The sequence below is a fragment of the Eubacterium sp. SB2 genome (assembly GCF_001244405.1).
Taxonomy (GTDB): domain Bacteria; phylum Bacillota; class Clostridia; order Lachnospirales; family Lachnospiraceae; genus Faecalicatena; species Faecalicatena contortus_B.
Genome location: NZ_LN865151.1, coordinates 594,976 through 613,761, shown reverse-complemented (window position 1 = coordinate 613,761; position 18,786 = coordinate 594,976). Strand labels below are relative to the sequence as shown.

Below are 18,786 nucleotides of genomic sequence, written 5' to 3'. Positions count from 1 at the left end.
CCCAGCGCGGGAAATCATCAGATTTCCCGTGATGTGTTCAGTGTACCCGCCTATCCGGCATCGGCTGTTCTAGAATCACTTAGCAGCATGGGTGCATATCGCAACGGCATATACAGCCCCAGCACCTCCCCGGCCTCCCTGTCATGAAGCGTCCTAGTCCGTCGACAAATCTAAAGCTTGCCAACCAACTCCCGATTTATTTTTGATCCTGCGGCACCGTATTTTTCCCAAACACCGCCATCAGGATAATTGCCGCAGCAAAACTTACGATACATGCGATAATAGCCGCCACAACCGATGAGTCAAATCCCGTCTCCGGATTGATAACCTGCAGCCATCCGAAGATCCCGTTTGTTCCATAGAAATATTGTTTTACTCCGCCGAATCCTATGATTGCCCCACCGATACCAGAAGCCAGGCACGCCAGGATAAACGGCTTTTTGAACTGCAGTGTGACACCATAGATTGCTGGTTCTGTAATACCTACCATGGCTGAAAGGATCGCAGGACCGCATACGCTTTTGAGCTTTTTATTTCTTGTTTTGAGCATAATCATCAGTACCACTCCCGCCTGTGCAAATGCGGAAGAGAGGCCTGCGATTGTGATCGGGTCGAATCCCATGGTCGCCAGATTATTTACAGAAATTGCAACGAATCCCCAGTGTACGCCGAACATAACACATACCTGAATTAACGCACCGTATAAGAAACCGCTGATTGTCGCGTTGAGATCAAATAATGCCGTAAATGCGGCTCCAAGCAGGCTGCTCGCAAAACTTGCAACCGGCCCGATAATCAGGAACGCCAGAACAATGCTGATGATCAGGGTAAGCGCCGGTACAGCAAAAGTCTTGAACAAGTCGCTCATCCTCTTTGCGAAGAATTTTTCTACTTTTGCGGCAAAATAACACGTCACAATCGCCGGTATCACAGAGCTTGCGTAGTTCATCAGAATGACAGGAATTCCGAGGAATGTTACGTAGACCGGAGATTCAAAAATGGTTCCTGCAAACAGTGTGTAAAGCGGTTCCCCTGCCATAATCGTCGTGAGGGATGGGTAAACCAGCGCCGCTCCAATGGCCATTCCGATAAACGGCGTGCCCCCGAATTTCTTCATCGCGGTGTATCCAAGGAACACCGGCAGAAAGTTAAAAAAACAGTCGCCCACAATGTTCAGGATCTGATAAGTACCCGATGCGGTTGAAAGCAGGCCGGTCGCGGTAAGCAGTGCCAGAAGGCCTTTGATTACACCGGTTGCGGTAAGCATTCCCAGAATTGGCGTGAATACGCCTGATATCAGATCGATAAACTGGTTTGTTACCTTTTTCTTCTTCATTTCTTCTTTGAATTCTTTGGCATCTCTTACTTCCGTCTTTTCGCCGTCCATCCCCAGCATGGCCAGCATTTCTTTGTAGACATCCCCTACGTGCTGTCCGATCACGATCTGATACTGGCCGCCGCTTTTGACGATGGATAGAACACCATCAATTGCTTTCACCGCTTCGTCATCCGCTGCCGCTTCATTCTTCAGTTGAAGGCGCAGCCGTGTCGCACAGTGGTAGACGCTGGATATATTGTCTCTTCCGCCGATTTTTTCTACAATCTCTTCGATCATTTTTTCGTACTTCATTCGATAAATCCTCCTTCGCTCAATTCCTTAAAATCAAAAGTCATACTCTGTTCCTTCTGAAACTTAATCTTCTGCCGCCGCCCTGTTCTGTCTGCAATTATAACCGCAGAATCCCGCATTCCCAGCAGCGTGATTTCTGTAATCTGCGAGTCCTTCCACACCAGATCCAGAATACATCCGCACTTCAGGCGGATTCCCTGCACTTTTCCATTTTTTACTGCCTGGGGGAGGGCCGGGAGCAGAAAGACGATATCCTCAAAATCCTGCACCAGCATTTCCAGCAGGCCGCAGGCGCCCCCAAAGTTTCCGTCTATCTGGAATGGCGGATGCGTGTTGAAAAGGTTATCCAACGTGGCGCCAGTCAGCAGCTCACGCTGATTCTTCCACGCTTTTTCCCCGTCCCGGAGCCGTGCGTAAAACAGAATAATCCAGGCCTTGCTCCATCCCGTATGGCCGCCTCCATGGCTCAGGCGTCTCTCCAGAGTATGACGCGCTGCCTGCGCCAGCCCGGGCGTTGTGTCCGGACGTATCTGCGCTGCAGGGTAAAGGGCAAACAGCTGGGAGATGTGGCGGTGTCCGATCTCCATTTCTTCATAGTCCTTCCGCCATTCCTGAATCTGTCCGTATTTTCCGACTTCGATCGGGGGCAGCCCGTCCAGACGTGCTTTCACATCTTTTTCCAGCTCGTCTTCCAGGCCGAGTTCTTCTGTGATCCTGAGGTATCCGCCAAACAGTTCCCTGAGGATTTCAGAATCCATGGCAGGCCCCATACAGAGACACCCGCATTCCCCCTGCTCATTCATATAGATATTTTCCGGGGAACTGCTCGGCCCTGTCATCCAGTATCCCTGCTCGTCCTGCACCATATAATCCGTAAAAAATTGAACGCTGTCCCTCAGTATTCCATAAAATTCATCCATAAATTCACGGTCTTTTGTATACAGATAATGTTCAATAATGTGAAGACAGAGCCAGGCCCCGCCCATCGGCCATATGGTCGCCGATACATGGCTGTCCTGCGGTGCGCAGTCCCCCCAGATGTCTGTATTGTGGTGGCAGCAGAATCCGCGCGCTCCATACATCTTCTCCGCGGTCTCCTGCCCATGCGGCCGCATCATTTTCAGGTGCTCCAAGAGCGGCATGTGCAGCCGGGAAAGCCCCGTCTTTTCCGCTATCCAATAATTCATTTGGATATTAATATTAATCGTATATTTGGAGCCCCAGGCCGGTTCAAAGTCTTCGTTCCAGATTCCCTGCAGATTGGCAGGAAGGCTGTTTTCACGGCTGGAACTGATCAGCAGGTACCTTGCAAAATTATAATGCAGATTCACCAGGCCAACGTCCTCCTCCCCGGTTCTCATCCGGGCAAGACGTTCCGGGGTGGAAAGCCGCTCAAGTTCCGCCTCCTTCCCGAGCTCCAGTACACTGCTGTTATAAAGTACATGATAATCATCGAGATGCTGCTTTTTTAACGCTTCATAAGGCTGGGTGCCGGCCGCCTTCAAGGTTTCCATACACCACGCGGCTGGATCTTCACTCCGGTAAGTCGTCCTGCCGGTTATAAAAAGCACCGCCTCCTTCGCGCCCTCTACGATAATATGGCTGCCCATACGGTACCTGCGCCCTCCTTTCGAGGCAATCCGCACCGCCATCTCGAAGGCAATCCCGTTATCCGCACCGTTTTTACCGTACAGGCGTATTGTATCGTCTCCAAGTGCCTCTGTACCGTCGCAAAAAGACGAGCCCCTTCCCGAACGGTTGTCTTTTCGGGTAAGAGAAAGTTCAAAATCCAACGCCTCGCCTGCATCTGCGTACATTTTATAAACCAGAACCTGTGCCGGGGCGGAGGCAAAAAATTCTCTTTTTACAGTTCCCTTCTCTGTCTTATATGCAATACTGCCCACTGCATCCTCCAGATTCAGGCTCCTTCGATATCCTTCGAAAACCGGCGGTTCATACTCCACAAACGAAGTTCCGTTCTCTTTCTTCTTCACGATCTGCCTGCCGCGTGTATGAAAAAAGTCAATCCATACATCTCCCAATGTCTGGTAGTGCCTCATATGGGGGTAGGATGCATACATACTGCGGGAAGCCAGAAGTTCCGCCTCCTGCACTCTACCCTCCTTTAGCAGCTGTCTCACTTCATGCAGGTGCTCTTTTGCATCCGGATTGACCCGCTCCATGTATCCGCCTGACCAGACAGAATCCTCATTGACCTGTATCCGTTCAACCGATGTCCTGCCAAAGACCATAGCTCCCATAAAACCATTTCCTATGGGAAGTGCTTCTGTCCACTCCTCTGCTTCGTTCCGAAACCAGATTTCGTTCATCGCGATTCTCCTTCCTTCAAATTTCTGAGGTCATTATAGCAAAAAAAACAGAAGTTCCGAAAAAGTTCGCAAAATGGAAACTCTCTCAAAACTTCTGTTATTTTAACCTAATCTTTACTGCAATACACAAGATTAATCAATGATTACATCATCAGGAAAGCCATACTTCTTCTGATACCTTGCTGTGATCTGTTCGATCAGGAACTGATAAAGAATCGGATGATTCTGGACCCGCTCCCCGTATTTTAGAAAAATGCACATATCCACTCTCGGGTCCTTTTCCATCTCTGTGTTGGATGTAATCAGAACTACCCTTGCTTTTGTTTTATTAAAACATTCTTTCTCAGGTTCTCCGTCCAGCTTTGAAAACGTGCTGATATAGCGTCCTGAATTCGAGAAAATTAAAAGCAGTGTATCTGCGCCGGCCTCTGCAATATAATGTTCCTGCTTCCTGTCATTAATCGTTGTATAGACATATTTTCTGTAGTAGGACATTTTGTATTGAAAATTCAACGCTGCCGTCTCGGAATAAATCTCCCCAAAAGCGGCAATTTTCTTATAACCGTGGATATCCTCCACGAGGCGTTCTATCCTTTCCATATCAATGGAGGACGCCTGATTCCTGATATCATTCGTCAGCACCTGGACATAACGGTCCATCCCATGTTCCAAAATGTAATCCGTAATGTTCACCGAATCTCCGCCCCGGATATAGACATCCTTTTCACGCTGGCGCATAGCCTCCAGCTTGAAATCCGTATAGTCGTCAAAACCAATCCTTCTCACAAACTTGGATACCGTAGACTTTGATACACTGCACAGGGCAGCCATCTCCCCGATCGGTATCTGATACAGCTGGTTGATATTCTCCAGCATCAGACTGGCGATATGGTATTCCGTTGTGCCGACAATTTCCTCATTAATTGTGGTGATTAAACGCTGATATAAAATATGCATTGTCTTTTTTTATTCGCATTCTCTGATGCGCTTTCTCAGCGGAAGTATCATGGATGGGGATACGGAAAGCTCGTCCAGCCCCATCTTCAGGAATTCTTCCGTCAGTTCCAGATCGGCTCCCAGTTCACCGCAGATCCCGATCCACTTGCCCTCTGCATGAGCATTCTCAGCTGCCATCCTGATCATCGCGAGCACTGCCGGATGATGTGGGTCATAGAATGCATCCAGTTTGGAATTCTGCCTGTCAATCGCCAGCGTATACTGGGTCAGATCATTTGTACCCACGCTGAAAAAGTCTACTTCTTTGGCCAGTTCCCTGCTGATCATAACAGATGCCGGTGTCTCGATCATCACGCCGGTCTCCACATTCTCTTTAAACGGAATTCCCTCCGCCTTCAGTTCACTCTGTACTTCTGCAATAATCTCTTTGATCTTGTAAATCTCATCAACTGAGATGATCATCGGGAACATAATGGAGATATTGCCGAACATAGCTGCACGGTAAAGCGCACGCAGCTGCGTCTTAAAAATCTCTGTTCTCGTCAGACAGATACGGATTGCACGGTATCCCAGCGCCGGATTCTCTTCCTTGTCCAGCCCGAAGTAATCAACCTGTTTATCTGCTCCTATGTCCAGCGTACGGATAATAACCTTTTTGCCTGCCATATTCTCCGCAACCTGCTTATACACTGTAAACTGCTGCTCCTCGGTCGGGAACGTGTCGTTCTCCAGATATAAGAATTCACTCCGGAACAAGCCGATTCCGCCTGCATCATTCTTCAGGACAGCGCCAACATCGGATACATTGCCGATATTAGCATATACATTCATTTTCTGGCCGCTCTTTGTTACATTCTCTTTGCCTTTCAGCTGTTCCAGAAGGGCCTTCTGTTCCAGATCCTTTGCCCGCTTCTCCTGCATCTTTGCCAGCGTTGCCTCGTCCGGGTCAATATACAGTATCCCGGTGAAACCGTCAATTACTGCCATCCTGCCATCATACTGGGCCAACAGTTCCTCTCCCAGGCCAATGACTGCGGGAATGTTCATCGTTCTTGCCAGAATTGCCGTATGGGAATTGGAAGAACCATACATGGTTGCAAATCCAAGGACCTTGCTCTTGTCCAGCTGTACAGTCTCGCTGGGAGCCAGATCATCCGCTGCAATAATACACGGCTCATCCGTCTGAGCCATACTTTCTCCCACGCCGCAGAGGATGTCCAGTACACGCTCGGATACATCCTTTACGTCCGCCGCACGCCCCTGCATATATGCATCATCCATAGAAGCAAACATCTGCGCAAAGTTGTCCGCCGTTGTTGCTACGGCAAATTCTGCATTTACTTCCTGGGTACGTATAATATTTTCGATTGATTCAATGTAATCCAAATCTTCCAGCATCATTTGGTGTATCTCAAAAATCATGGCATTCGCTTCGCCCACATCCTCAAGCGCTTTGTCATACAGCCCTTTGAGCTGTTCAACTGCATCGGTCTTTGCCTCCTGAAAACGGGTGCATTCCGCCTCTATATCATCAACGTGTGACCGCTTGATCACTTTCTGATTCCTTTTATAAAATGAGAGCTTTCCGATGGATACACCGCCAAATACACTTTTACCTGTTATTGTAATCATAGTACCTTCCCTTATATACAAATGATAAGTGCTCTTTTATTTATAAATTTTCTTTAAAAAATGCCTCTAATTCTGCGATTGCCTGATCTTCGTCTTCGCCCTCGGCTGTCATAGTAATCTCTTCTCCTGTTTTTACTCCGAGTCCCATTACTCCAAAGATTCTCTTTGCATCGGCACTCTTCTCGCCTTTAACGATTTTAACGGCAGATTTATAGCCTGCAGCCTGCTTTACCAACAGTCCTGCCGGTCTCGCATGAATTCCCTCCGGGTCTGTAATAACATATTTAAATTCTTTCATGATACTATTTTCCTCCTATTTTTTATTTTTAACTTCAATTAGTATATAACATATCTCCGTTTTTTTCAATTGCTTATAAATTATTTCACACTACTTTCCGTTTAAGATCTAAAAAAACGGCATTTGAAGGGCATCTTGCAGCACACTCCCTGCGGATTCTCCACAGGGCAAATGCCGCAAAATGCCCTTTTTTATGACTCAAACAACGGTGTGGAAAGGTATCTTTCTCCTGTGTCAGGCAGGATCGCCACGATTGTTCTGCCTTTATTGTCCGGTTTTTTTGCAGCTTCAACCGCCGCATGGAGCGCCGCGCCGGAGGAAATTCCAACCAGTACGCCCTCTCTCCTTGCCAGAAGTTTTGCGGCCGCATAGGCTTCCTCGTCCTTCACCTGTACTATGGATTCATAGATATCTGTATCCAGCACTTCCGGTATAAAACCTGCACCGATGCCCTGCAGCCCATGTGGTCCCGGTTTTCCGCCCGACAGTACCGGGGAGCCGGCCGGCTCCACTGCAATCACCTGCACATCCGGCTTTCTGGACTTCAGGTAGGTTCCCGTTCCCGTGATAGTTCCGCCTGTGCCTACGCCCGCAATAAAGATATCCACCTGGCCATCGGTGTCCGCCCAGATCTCGGGACCTGTTGTTTTCGTATGAATTTCCGGGTTTGCACTGTTCACAAACTGACCAAGTACAATTGCATTTTCCCGTTCCTTTTCAAGTTCCGCCGCCTTTGCAATGGCTCCGTTCATTCCCTTCGCCCCTTCGGTCAGGACAATCTCTGCGCCATAACCCAGCAGCAGCTTTCTTCTCTCGATGCTCATGGTCTCCGGCATGACAAAAACTGCCTTATATCCCTTGGCTGCCGCCGCCGATGCCAGCCCGATCCCGGTATTTCCGCTGGTCGGTTCGATAATCGTGGCTCCCGGTTTGATCAGGCCTTTCGCCTCCGCGTCTTCAATCATATTCAAAGCCACGCGGTCCTTCACACTCCCGGCCGGATTAAAGTACTCCAGCTTTACCAGAATGCGCGCTTCCAGGTTCAGTTCCTTTTCAATATTCGACACCTCCAGTATCGGCGTCCTTCCTACCAGTTCTGTAATACTTTTATATATGTTTGCCATTTTACTGCCTCCAATTCTGTATCTATATTTTATATTCGTTCCAAAGCCTGTTCCAGGTCATACAGGATATCATCTATGTGCTCGGTTCCCACGGACAGCCTGACCGTGTTCGGCCTGATGCCGGAAGCCTCCAGCTCTTCGGGCGTCATCTGGGAATGCGTCGTGCTGGCCGGATGGATAACCAGTGATTTTACATCTGCAACATTGGCGAGCAGAGAGAATATCTCCAGGTTATCAATGAATTTCTTAGTGTCTTCCCCTGTACCATTTACTTCAAATGTAAAGATTGAAGCGCCCCCATTGGGGAAATATTGATGATACAGTTCATGATACGGACTGTCCTGCACCGAAGGATGATTTACTTTCGATACTTTTGGGTGCGCCTGCAGAAATTCTACGACCTTCAGCGTGTTTTCCACATGGCGCTCCACCCGGAGTGACAATGTTTCCAGGCCCTGCAGAAACAAAAATGCATGAAGCGGCGCCATGGTTGCCCCTGTATCCCGCAGAATCACCGCGCGTATTCTCGTTACAAATGCCGCGGCTCCTGCCACGTCATAAAAGCGTACGCCATGATAACTCGGATCCGGTTCCGTGAGCTGCGGATATTTACCGGATGCTTTCCAGTCGAAAGTTCCGCTTTCAATAATAACTCCGCCCAAAGCGGTCCCATGTCCTCCGATAAACTTAGTTGCAGAGTGAACAACAATATCTGCACCGTATTCAAAGGGCCTTAGCAGGTACGGCGTGGCAAATGTACTGTCCACTACCAGGACGATCTGATGTCTGTGGGCAATATCGGCGATCTCCTGTATATCGGCCAGATTTGCATTCGGATTCCCGATAGATTCTAAAAATATTGCTTTTGTATTCTCCTGAATTGCCGCTTCCACCGCGCCTTCCACATCCGGATCCACAAAAGTTGTGGTAATGCCCTGATCCGGCAGCGTATGTTCCAGCAGGTTATAGCTGCCCCCATAAATATATTTTGAGGCTACAATATGATCCCCCTGCTTAGCAAGATTCTGAAATGTATAAGTAATTGCCGCCGCACCGGATGCGACGCCGAGTGCAGCCGAGCCGCCCTCCAGCGCTGCGATTCGTTTCTCAAAGGCATCCTGGGTGCTGTTCGTCAGCCTTCCGTATATATTCCCCGCATCAGCGAGTCCAAAACGCTGAGCCGCATGCTCACAGTCCCGGAATACATAGGACGTGGTCTGGTAAATGGGAACCGCCCTTGCGTCTGTCGCCGGATCCGGCTGCTCCTGTCCTACGTGTAACTGCAATGTCTCAAATCTTAATTTTCTGTCTCTGCTCATCTGCGTTGTCCTCACTTTCCTGTCAATTCACCTTTTCATGTTTCCTTTAAACCTGTCTGGATCAGATATAGTACATATTCGTACTGCAATCCAGATTCTCTCTGTACTCCCGCACCAGCTGGGCCAGTGTCCGCTTCCCGAGGAATTCGTTCACCTTACTGTCAATCTCATCCCACACCAGTTCCTGTATCGCTTTCTGTACAGGATCCGCGGCCTCCTCCCCATTCCTGTCGATAATGGAAAATTCCCCTTCCAAAGCCTCCAGTATCTCTTTCACTGTAATGCACTCGGCGCTCCTGGCCAGCTTATATCCTCCGCCGGCCCCCTTGACGCTGACAACAATGCCGGCTTTTCTCAAAACTCCAAAGACCTGCTCCAGATAATTTAAAGAAATATTCTGCCGCTTCGCCGTCTGAATCAGGGATATCGGACCCTCCTGGGAATTCGCTGCCATGTCCACAAGTGCACGGAGTCCGTATCTTCCTTTTGTAGATACCTTCATATAACACCTCCATTTAAATTCCTACTATATAGATATGTCTTATATATTTAGTGTTATACACCTTTTTTTCTACCATGTCAATATACTTTTTATAAAATCGGAAATTCTTACTTTTCCGGTAACATGTTCTGGCATGCGAAGCAGCTGTTATTTTTTGTAATAGCAACCGCTTCGCATGCCGGCAGTATAAGGAAGTACGCAAAAAAAGCCGGTCAGGCATGCACTGCCCCTCCGGCTTTTTTTGCATATTAAAGTTACGACAGCATATTATGAGGCCATTCTTAATTCCCCAGCTTTATTTTCCGACATTTTCTCCAATACAACAATAACTATGATCAGAATTGCCGGGACTATCATCGGAATAATTGAACCGCCAGCAAGTATGCCTGTCAATGTGGCATAACTTTGCTGGTCAGCCGCCGCCTCAAATCCAACCCAGCCAAGAATCCAGCCAGCGCTGAACCAAGGCCTGTCCCCTCGTAAAAACAGCGTATCCTGTTACAGTTCTGCCAAAAGGCGGTTTGCTTAGTACTTAATACATTTTGAGTTCCTGTTTCTGTACCGGCCAGATCACTGTCATCCTTTTCCTTACATACGATTGCGGAAACTGCAACTGCCTGCAAAAACGTATATGAAAGCAATACATATACCATTTTCCCTTTCATCGATAAGCCAGCCGGAACATTAAAACACAAAATCTTATTCCCCTGCTGCAACTTTTTCTTTCTTCATCATGCTTTCAAGTATAAAAACAAATACAAAACAAGTGATCATAACAATGACACGGGAGAAGGAACCGCCAGCGAGAATACCCGTTAATGTACCTTCACTCAACTGGGCTGTTGTCCCCTCAAATCCTACCCATGCAAGAATCCAGCCCACAAGAGCCGCACCGATACCGCCACCAATCTTCGTTCCAAAACTTCCGCTTACCGCGCACAGGCTTGCAACATTTTCTTTGTACTTTCTGGCAAACATGTCTGTCAGATCGGCAGCATATGTATATACAGCAATATTCAAAGGATTGATCACCGTATTAGCCACTATCTGACACATGGCATATCCCACTGTCGTTCTGCCAAAGAAGAAAAGTGCCCCAAATCCTGCGCAACAAAGGATTATGCTGGTCATAACAACTCTGCTTCTGCCGATTTTTTTAAATAATGGCGGTACAATCATAAGAGAAACAATCATACTTAATATGGTGACAATCACACTAACCCTGCCCATAAATGCCATTGATGTATCGCCCAGCAGATAAATACACATATAACTGTTAAAGCCTCCTAAACCTACATTCATGTTGTATAAAGTGAAGACAATCATAACAATCCATGTCATTTTATTAGTAAACACCAGCTTAATCTTACGCCTTGATTCTTCCTTTTTCACAACCTCATTCACAACTGCTGTTTCTGCATAATAACCGCTCGCTTTTTCTTTACACACAATTGCAGATATTGCAATCAAAATTGTTGTGAGAATCGCGACAAAAATAGAAATCTTGCTCCAGCTCCCCGGCTCTGTAACGCCGCCCCATGCTACAAAGGCCATCGGTGCTAATATTGAAAGGAGCATACCTGCACCATTCGCAAGCGCATTTGAAAGACCTTGAATCCAGTTTCTGTCCTGCGGATCTTGGGTAAGCAGCGGGAACAATGTATTATAGGAAAGCCAAAAAACCGTAATTCCAACCGCCTGCATAAATGAATATGTCAAAAGAGCATATACCACTTTACCTGTATCGGTAAGTGTACTCGGAATGTTGAAACATAGCAGCATGGAAAGACCCATTAACGGTGCAGAAATTAACAACCATGGCCTGGCTTTACCCATCTTAAAATGAGTTTTTTCCATGACCCACGCAAATAAAAGATCGCTGATACCATCCGTTATCTTTGATACCATCATAATCGTACCGACTGCTGCCGCCGCAATGCCCACATTGTTCGTATAGTATACGGAAATATACATCATTACAAAAATACTGGCTAACTGTACGCCCATATTCCCCAATGAAAACCAGATTTTTTCAGCCATTGTTGCTTTCTGGAAATTAATCGTTGGCTTCATACCTTTATCCTCCTGTTTCTTTCACTTGTTATTTTCTTATACCCGCATCTCCCTGCTTTCGCAATCAATCTGGGCCACACTATTTACTGATAAGTCTAATATAAAGCCATGGGAATTCTGAATAGGTAAGGCATACATATTCTCCATAGTTGTCACAACCCTTTTGTGCAACCTCCAGCCCCTGTTTCTTAGCCTTTTCAATACTTGCCGGAAGGTCTTCTACAGAGAATACAAAATGGCTGATACCTTCACCCTTCTCCTCTAACCAAGATTTATAAATTCCCATATCATTTACAGGCTGATAGAACTCCAAGGCGATATCTTCAAAAACAATCTTTACAGATTTCTTTATAATGGCGCCTGCGCTTTCTCCTTTGTATTCCGGATCCGCATCAACAACTTCTGTGATCTGAGGCACTTCTCTGTCATGAAGTCTGCAAAATTTTGTCACCGCCTCTTCCACGTCAGCCACTGCAACTCCCACTTCAAGCAGCATCAAATCATCCAGATAATCTGCGATTGTTCTGTTTGGCGGAATGGGAGAGGTCAGCCATTTATCACAACCAGGAATATAATACATTTCTTTATAGAACCAGGGACAGTCAGGATGTTCCAGATTGATGAATCCGCCCCAATATTCCACGCCTTCCAGCGTTCTCTCCCAGCCATCCTCCATTGCAACCGCAAAGTCAGAATCTCTGTCTTTGGAAAACTGTGCAAAATGACCAAATTTTTCTCCCCGGGCTTTCAAGCAGTAGCTCCAACCGCTGGGCGCATCATTTGTACCCATAAATTCCACCTGGATATTATCAAAAGGATAATTCTGCGCGCGCAACCAGGCATCTGTACGGTGTTCTCCGTTTGCACAAATCAATTCTTTGTTTTCCACAATTGTCCAATCATCATACGGCTGCGTACCAAGCATTTGATTAAACGCTGCAATTGCTTTATCAAGGTTTTCATTTTCAAAAAGACATGCAACCTGATGTATTTTGCCATTCATCCATTCTCTACTCATTTTAATTTCCTCCTGTCAATCTGTTTTTTTCAACCGGACATAGCGCAACGGGAATTCCTGGTTTGCTCTTGCTTTTTTCATACTTGCCGGAAGATCGCTCTATCTGCCACTTTAAGATTGTGGTTAAATTCCGGCAGTCTTCTGATAGGGAGAAGTTCCCGTAAGCTGTTCGGCTTTTCTTACAATATCACTCAAAGACAAATACGTGCTTTAATCCGCGGGCAGCAGCCGCATTGTCAAAGGCAGCTTTATAATCCTCAAGCTTATAAGTATCTGATGCAATCAGACCAAGCGGAACCCTTCCATCATCAACAAACTTTGCACACTTACGATACATTGAAACGCTCTGCTTGGTACACCCCTGTATCTTCAGCTGTTTGTAGTGTATCAGATTTGTATTAATCGGAACAATCTTCTTTGTATCCGGCAGACCGCCAAAAAACAGAAGACGCCCATTCATATTCATATATTCGAGGGAAGCAGCCTGTGCTCCCGGAGCAGGGGCTGCGATAACGCAGGCATCAACACCCGCAAGACCATACTTCTTCAGGCCTTCTTTGACATCCCCAAAGATTGGAAGTACATTCGGGAACAGAGAAACCGCCTGGTCAATTCTTTCCTTCGACAGGTCATTGACCAGGATTTTTCCGGCGCCAAGCATGTTTGCTGACATGATGTGCATAATACCGATCGGCCCAAGTCCGATCACCAGGACATCATCTCCCGGACGGATTCCCATCAGCATCTGCCCATTGTAGACACAAGATAAAGGTTCTACCAGCGCCGCCTCCTGATAGGAAATTTTCGGACCAAGCGGCGAAATATTTCCCTGTTGGACAGCATTTCCAGGAATCTTTACATACTCTGCGAATCCGCCGTCTATGGTTACACCGAAGGCATTGGCATCCACACAGAGGTGTGTATTGCCCGAAACACAAATATCACATGTTCCGCATCCGATATTTGGTGCTATAGAGACCTTCTCTCCAATCATGAAACCTTCAACACATTTTCCTACTTCTGCGATATCACCCGCAAATTCATGTCCGAGAGTGAGCGGATGTTCCTTTGTCGCATTCGCAGCACCGTTCTTCCACATTCTGATATCTGTGCCGCATACAGATGCTGCACGAACCCGAATCAATAATTCATCATCCTTAATCTCCGGCTTTGGGATGTCCTGAAGTATCAGCTGTTCCCTGCCTGCCAAACGTAAAGCTTTCATTTATTTTCCTCCTCTCCTGTTACCGGAAGTCCGTCCTTAAGATATATTGTTCTGTGCTCAAGCAAGGAACGAAGCCCTTCATGGACAAGAATAAGCGCTTTTTTTCCGTCTTCGCCCGTAACCAGCGGCTCTGTATCATTTACAATGCTCTGAATAAATGCGTTGTCCTCTTCTCTGTAGGCATCTATAAACAGCGTCCGCCAGGAATCCACCGAATCAGCCTGAAGCTGCATATCCTCCTTTACAACTTCTACAGAATTCGCCCTCTGTCCGCCTACCTTAATCATCCCATTTATCCCCAGGATCTCAGCTCTTGCATCATAACCATACCTGACATACTGTGCGCCTGTTATCATACCAAGAACGCCATTTTCAAACTGAAGCATTACCGTGCATGTATCATAATATTCCGGATATTTCTCAGCCATTTCAGGACTTCGAAAGTTTTCTCCAGTGACTTTGAGCGTTTTGACTTCACTGCCTGCGTACCAACGGACTGTGTCAAAATCATGGCTGTTGACTTCGCCGATCGGACCATAGTTCTTATGCACGTCATACATCCACTCTTTGGGTTCGCTTGGGCCATATGTATTAGACTTGATCAATGTCGGTTTTCCAACCGCTCCCTGGTCCAAAAGTTCCTTGCCTCTTCGGAAGTCCTTATCAAATCGCCTCATAAATCCAATCTGAAGTTTTACGTGATTCTTCCTGCAGGCTTCAATCATTTCATCACATTCCTTTACTGTTGATGCCATCGGCTTTTCACAGAAAACATGTTTGCCTGCATTTGCCGCCGCGATAACAATATCACGATGGAACTGTGTCGGTGTAACAACGACCACCGCATCAATTTCAGGATCTTTCATAACATCCTTCCAGTCTGCATATGTTTTGGCGATCCCTGTCTCTTCGGCGGCGGCCTTAAGCCCCTGCTCCATCGGATCGCACAGCGCTGTCAGGACGGCATTCGGTACGCCTCCCATATAATCTCTTGCATGGATCATACCCGCACGGCCGCAGCCAATCAGGCAAACCCTAATTTTTACATTCATTGAATTGTCCTCCATACGATTTCTGAAATAATCGGCTATCACTTCATTGGCTTTGATACCATACAGCGGGCTGTACGGCACGGCCTGAAGCAGCGGTTACTCTTCTTTGAAGCCGGCCGCTCTCATTTCTTCTACAATCTTAATTCCGCTTGAGGTGCCAAGTCTGGTAGCACCGGCTTCGATCATAGCCTTTGCGGCTTCCCAGGAGCGGATACCGCCTGCTGCCTTTACCTGAATACCAAAACCACAGTTTTCCTTCATAAGCTTTACGTTTTCAGGCGTTGCGCCTGCCGTACCAAAACCAGTACTGGTTTTCACAAAATCAGGTTTCACCTTAGCCGCAATCTTCGCAGCTGCAATGATTTCCTCTTTCTCGAGATAACATGTCTCAAAGATTACCTTACAGCAGATTCCTGCTTTTCTGGCAACAGCTACCATTTGCGACATTTCATCTTCTATATACGCATAATCATGTTCCTTCAGTTTTCCGATATTAAGAACATAATCAAATTCCTGTGCTCCGTCTTTAATAGCATGCTCTGCCTCTGCGACTTTGGTTTCAATCGTCATCTGCCCAAGAGGGAAGGAAATAGCTGCTCCCGTAAGAACTTCGGTTCCCTCCAGCATCTTTCTGCACATTGATACAGGATATGTATTGATTGCAACCGATTTAAACCCATACTTTGCCGCCTCATCACAGAGTTTCTGAAAATCCCTTGTTACAGCATAAGCATGCAATTCCGTGTGATCGACCATTCCCGCTACCTGTTTAATTGTAAAATCCATTTCTTTTCTCCTTCATTTGCTTATTTACATATAATTTTATTAATTAAAGCCCGTTGCTTTCACATGGTTTTTCGATTATAGACAAAATTATAATTACCAGATCCGACTTCGACTATAATGCCCTGCTTATATTCATAAACATTTGTAACGCCTTCGGCACGTTTTACCGGAGTTCCTGATTCCATAATGGTGTTAGGAACTGCTTCCATCATGTATATGCTGGCTGTCGTATTTGCCGGAATATGAATTTGAAGCTTAATGTGTTCTTCATTTTGTTCCCAGTTCGAGATAATCGGCCCCTGCGGGGACTTGTACCATGTATTTACATAATCCAGCTTTCTGGTAATTAATGGTTTGATTTTTATTTTTTTATAGCCCGGAAGACCTGCCTGTATCCCACCTATACTTCCTATCATCCAGCTGCCTATCGTTGCAAAGACCGCCTGGATAAATGAGGATGGATGCCTTTCCCCATCCGGCGTTATGCAGTTCATATCCTCCCAGATCCCAGTTGCTCCACAATTCACCTGATACAGCCATGACGGGAATTTTTCATTAAGCAGATAATCATATGCCTCATCAATTCGTCCGTTATTTTCCAGTACATTCAACACTTCTACAGTGGACGTAAATCCGGTGTCCATTCCCTTCTCCTGAATCAGCCGGCATAATCTGTCAACTACTTTCTGGCGCTCTCCATCCGGATAAAACCTCATATGAAGGGCTAAAACTTGTGTGCCCATTCGTTCGGATTCCAGTATCTTTCCAGTGTCATAGAATTCCTCGATTGCGGCCTTTCTGATTTTCTTATATAGTTCTTTGAAATGAGCCGCATCTTCTTCTTTTCCAAGTTCACCCGCTATTTGTCCCATAACGCTTGCACAGTACGCATAATAATATGTACCGGTGAGATAGTCGAGGGTTGTCGGAACCCAATAACAGTATTCTCCCGTTTTCCGGTTATATGTAGCGCTAGGCGTCATCCAGTCGCCAACATTATAACCTGTATTTCTGATATACCTCAGCCTTTCTGCACGTTCGGGTGAAATTTCTCCGATATGATCCGGATTTTCAGCCTTTGTCTTTTCTTCCAGATAACGAGCCCATTTCTTTAGCATCTCATAGTTTTCCATGAGAATTCTCTTGTCGCCAAAAAACCGATAAGCAAGCCATGAGACCAGGACAGCACCATCGCTCCATCCAATACTGATCGTTTCCATTTGTGTCTGAAAAGTTTTCCACAGCGGTGTCATCTGGGCAATTGCCCCATTTTTATACTGGTCATTCCTCACCTGCTCCATAAAGCGTTTTGTAAAGCTTTGTGTATCCAGCAAATACATTTCCGCCGGAGCAACCATTGCAAAATCCCCCAGATACCCTACTCTTTCTCTGTCAGGATTGTCTGTCGGAATTCCAACACAATTTGACCTAAGTGTCCATTCCATATTTTTAAAAAGTTTATTCAATCCTGTATGTGAGGTTTCCAGCTTCGCTGTTACTTCCAAATCACTTGCAATCAAACGGCTGCGGAAGTCTGACACTTCTATTTTGCCTTCACTTGTTTTTACCCGGATATACCGATAGGCATGGAGCGTAAACCATGGCTCATAATCCCCCTCGCCGGTCTCATCTAATACATAGGTATCCCTCTGGACGGAACGTCGCCCATCGAAATCCCAGTAATAATTCCCCTCTTTGTCGGGCTCCTCAAAATAATCAAATTCTACGCAGGCATGCGGCATACCTTTTATATGCATTGCTGCGCTGCCTGCCTTGATCTGGCAGCAATCGATTATCATTTCTCCTTTTTGAGATGTATATATTCGATATCTTCTATCCTCATCGAGGACACGGATGTGAGGCGCGTTTTGGCCAATCAGATTTTTAAACCCATATACTGCCACATTCACGTTCTTCCATCCGGTTTCGTCAAAACCAGCACAATTCCAACCGGGATGCTCATAATGCCTGTCATATTTTTCTCCGATTAAAAGATCGCTGTATCGTCTGGGGCCAAACGAACTTTTCCATGAATCATCCGTTCCAAATGTTTCCGTCGTTCCGTCCTCGTATTCTACTGCGACCTGTATAAGAAGACCTAGCACATCCCCGTACTGGGCAGACTCTCCGAAACATCCCAGCCTTCCCGCCCACCAGCCGTCAGCAAGAACCGCTCCTATTACATTCTCTTCAGCCAACAGCATTTCTGTAACATCATAGGCTTGTACCTGCAGATGCGTTTCATAACAGGTCGGCTCAGGCGAAAGCTCGTACCTGCCAATTCTCCTCCCATTCAGAAACAAGCGGTAAACACCATGTGCAGTCGCATAGATCCTCGCTTTCCTTACTGTCTTGCTGATCGTAAATCTTTTCCTGATTTCAGGACATGGATATAAGGTTTCTTCCTCAATATCCGTATTATTTCTGTCCATGAGCGTCTCAACGTGGTCGTGGTATACCGGCGTCTGTACCGGTTCAATCCAACTCGCGGCCCAGTCTTCCTCATGGAGTATCCCCATTTCAAACCAGGCGCCTTCCGGTGACTCCCATGTACGATCCCGGTTATCAATTATGAATACCTTCCATAAATATCTTTTCCCGCTTGCGTCCATCTTTTCCGGTATTATATATTGATTATCACAGGAATCCACGTATCCACTGTCATGAAACTCCTTTTTACTTCCTTTCTCCTGTTCGGTAATAAGCACCCGGAATGCCTTCTGCATAACCGCCCGTTCATCAGATTCTATCGTCCATGTGAGTCTTGGCTGCAAAACAGTGATACCTAATGGATTAACCATCGACTCTGTCCTTAGATTATTTACTACTACCATATTTTC

14 protein-coding genes are annotated in these 18,786 nt (G+C 46.5%); all 14 read right to left on the bottom strand.

Annotated elements, in window-relative coordinates; translation table 11 throughout:
- Window positions 1-196: 196 nt before the first annotated feature.
- The 14 genes from BN1938_RS07590 to BN1938_RS07515 all read right to left on the bottom strand — a co-directional run bounded on the left by BN1938_RS07590 (window position 197) and on the right by BN1938_RS07515 (window position 18,780).
- Window positions 197-1,630 (bottom strand): PTS transporter subunit EIIC, encoded by a 1,434-nt coding sequence (locus BN1938_RS07590; RefSeq protein WP_050640006.1) that lies wholly within the window; start codon window positions 1,628-1,630, stop codon window positions 197-199.
- Window positions 1,627-3,960, bottom strand: coding sequence for a glycoside hydrolase family 95 protein (locus tag BN1938_RS07585; RefSeq protein WP_050640005.1), 2,334 nt, complete (start codon window positions 3,958-3,960; stop codon window positions 1,627-1,629). Before BN1938_RS07585 ends, BN1938_RS07590 begins: the two co-directional genes overlap by 4 nt.
- A gap of 132 nt (window positions 3,961-4,092) precedes the next feature.
- A complete protein-coding gene (locus BN1938_RS07580) occupies window positions 4,093-4,917 on the bottom strand; it encodes a MurR/RpiR family transcriptional regulator (RefSeq protein ID WP_050640004.1) in 825 nt (274 codons plus the stop codon).
- A gap of 9 nt (window positions 4,918-4,926) precedes the next feature.
- Window positions 4,927-6,549, bottom strand: a complete 1,623-nt coding sequence (gene ptsP / locus BN1938_RS07575) for a phosphoenolpyruvate--protein phosphotransferase (protein WP_050640003.1) — start codon at window positions 6,547-6,549, stop codon at window positions 4,927-4,929.
- A 40-nt stretch (window positions 6,550-6,589) separates the two neighbouring features.
- Complete coding sequence (locus tag BN1938_RS07570) at window positions 6,590-6,847, bottom strand: HPr family phosphocarrier protein (protein ID WP_025657285.1); 258 nt, start codon at window positions 6,845-6,847, stop codon at window positions 6,590-6,592.
- A gap of 191 nt (window positions 6,848-7,038) precedes the next feature.
- A complete protein-coding gene (gene cysK, locus BN1938_RS07565) occupies window positions 7,039-7,971 on the bottom strand; it encodes a cysteine synthase A (RefSeq protein ID WP_050640002.1) in 933 nt (310 codons plus the stop codon).
- 29 nt (window positions 7,972-8,000) lie between these two features.
- Window positions 8,001-9,290, bottom strand: a complete 1,290-nt coding sequence (locus BN1938_RS07560; protein WP_050640001.1) for an O-acetylhomoserine aminocarboxypropyltransferase/cysteine synthase family protein — start codon at window positions 9,288-9,290, stop codon at window positions 8,001-8,003.
- Between the two features lie 61 nt (window positions 9,291-9,351).
- Window positions 9,352-9,792 (bottom strand): RrF2 family transcriptional regulator, encoded by a 441-nt coding sequence (locus BN1938_RS07555; RefSeq protein WP_050640000.1) that lies wholly within the window; start codon window positions 9,790-9,792, stop codon window positions 9,352-9,354.
- A gap of 699 nt (window positions 9,793-10,491) precedes the next feature.
- Window positions 10,492-11,865, bottom strand: coding sequence for an MFS transporter (locus BN1938_RS07540; protein WP_050639997.1), 1,374 nt, complete (start codon window positions 11,863-11,865; stop codon window positions 10,492-10,494).
- A 79-nt stretch (window positions 11,866-11,944) separates the two neighbouring features.
- Window positions 11,945-12,883: a VOC family protein gene (locus BN1938_RS07535; protein ID WP_050639996.1), complete on the bottom strand. Its 939-nt coding sequence runs from the start codon at window positions 12,881-12,883 to the stop codon at window positions 11,945-11,947.
- Window positions 12,884-13,070: 187 nt separating this feature from the next.
- Entirely contained in the window at window positions 13,071-14,108 is a 1,038-nt protein-coding gene (locus BN1938_RS07530) for an alcohol dehydrogenase catalytic domain-containing protein (protein ID WP_050639995.1), read from the bottom strand.
- A complete protein-coding gene (locus BN1938_RS07525) occupies window positions 14,105-15,160 on the bottom strand; it encodes a Gfo/Idh/MocA family oxidoreductase (RefSeq protein WP_050639994.1) in 1,056 nt (351 codons plus the stop codon). The genes BN1938_RS07530 and BN1938_RS07525 overlap by 4 nt, the downstream gene beginning before the upstream one ends.
- Window positions 15,161-15,256: 96 nt before the next feature.
- The gene (deoC, locus tag BN1938_RS07520; RefSeq protein WP_050639993.1) at window positions 15,257-15,946 is read right to left on the bottom strand and encodes a deoxyribose-phosphate aldolase; all 690 of its coding nucleotides are present in this window, start codon (window positions 15,944-15,946) and stop codon (window positions 15,257-15,259) included.
- A gap of 59 nt (window positions 15,947-16,005) precedes the next feature.
- Window positions 16,006-18,780 carry a family 78 glycoside hydrolase catalytic domain gene (locus BN1938_RS07515; protein WP_082202870.1) on the bottom strand — a complete coding sequence of 925 codons (2,775 nt, stop codon included), beginning with the start codon at window positions 18,778-18,780 and terminating at the stop codon, window positions 16,006-16,008.
- Window positions 18,781-18,786 lie beyond the last annotated feature (6 nt).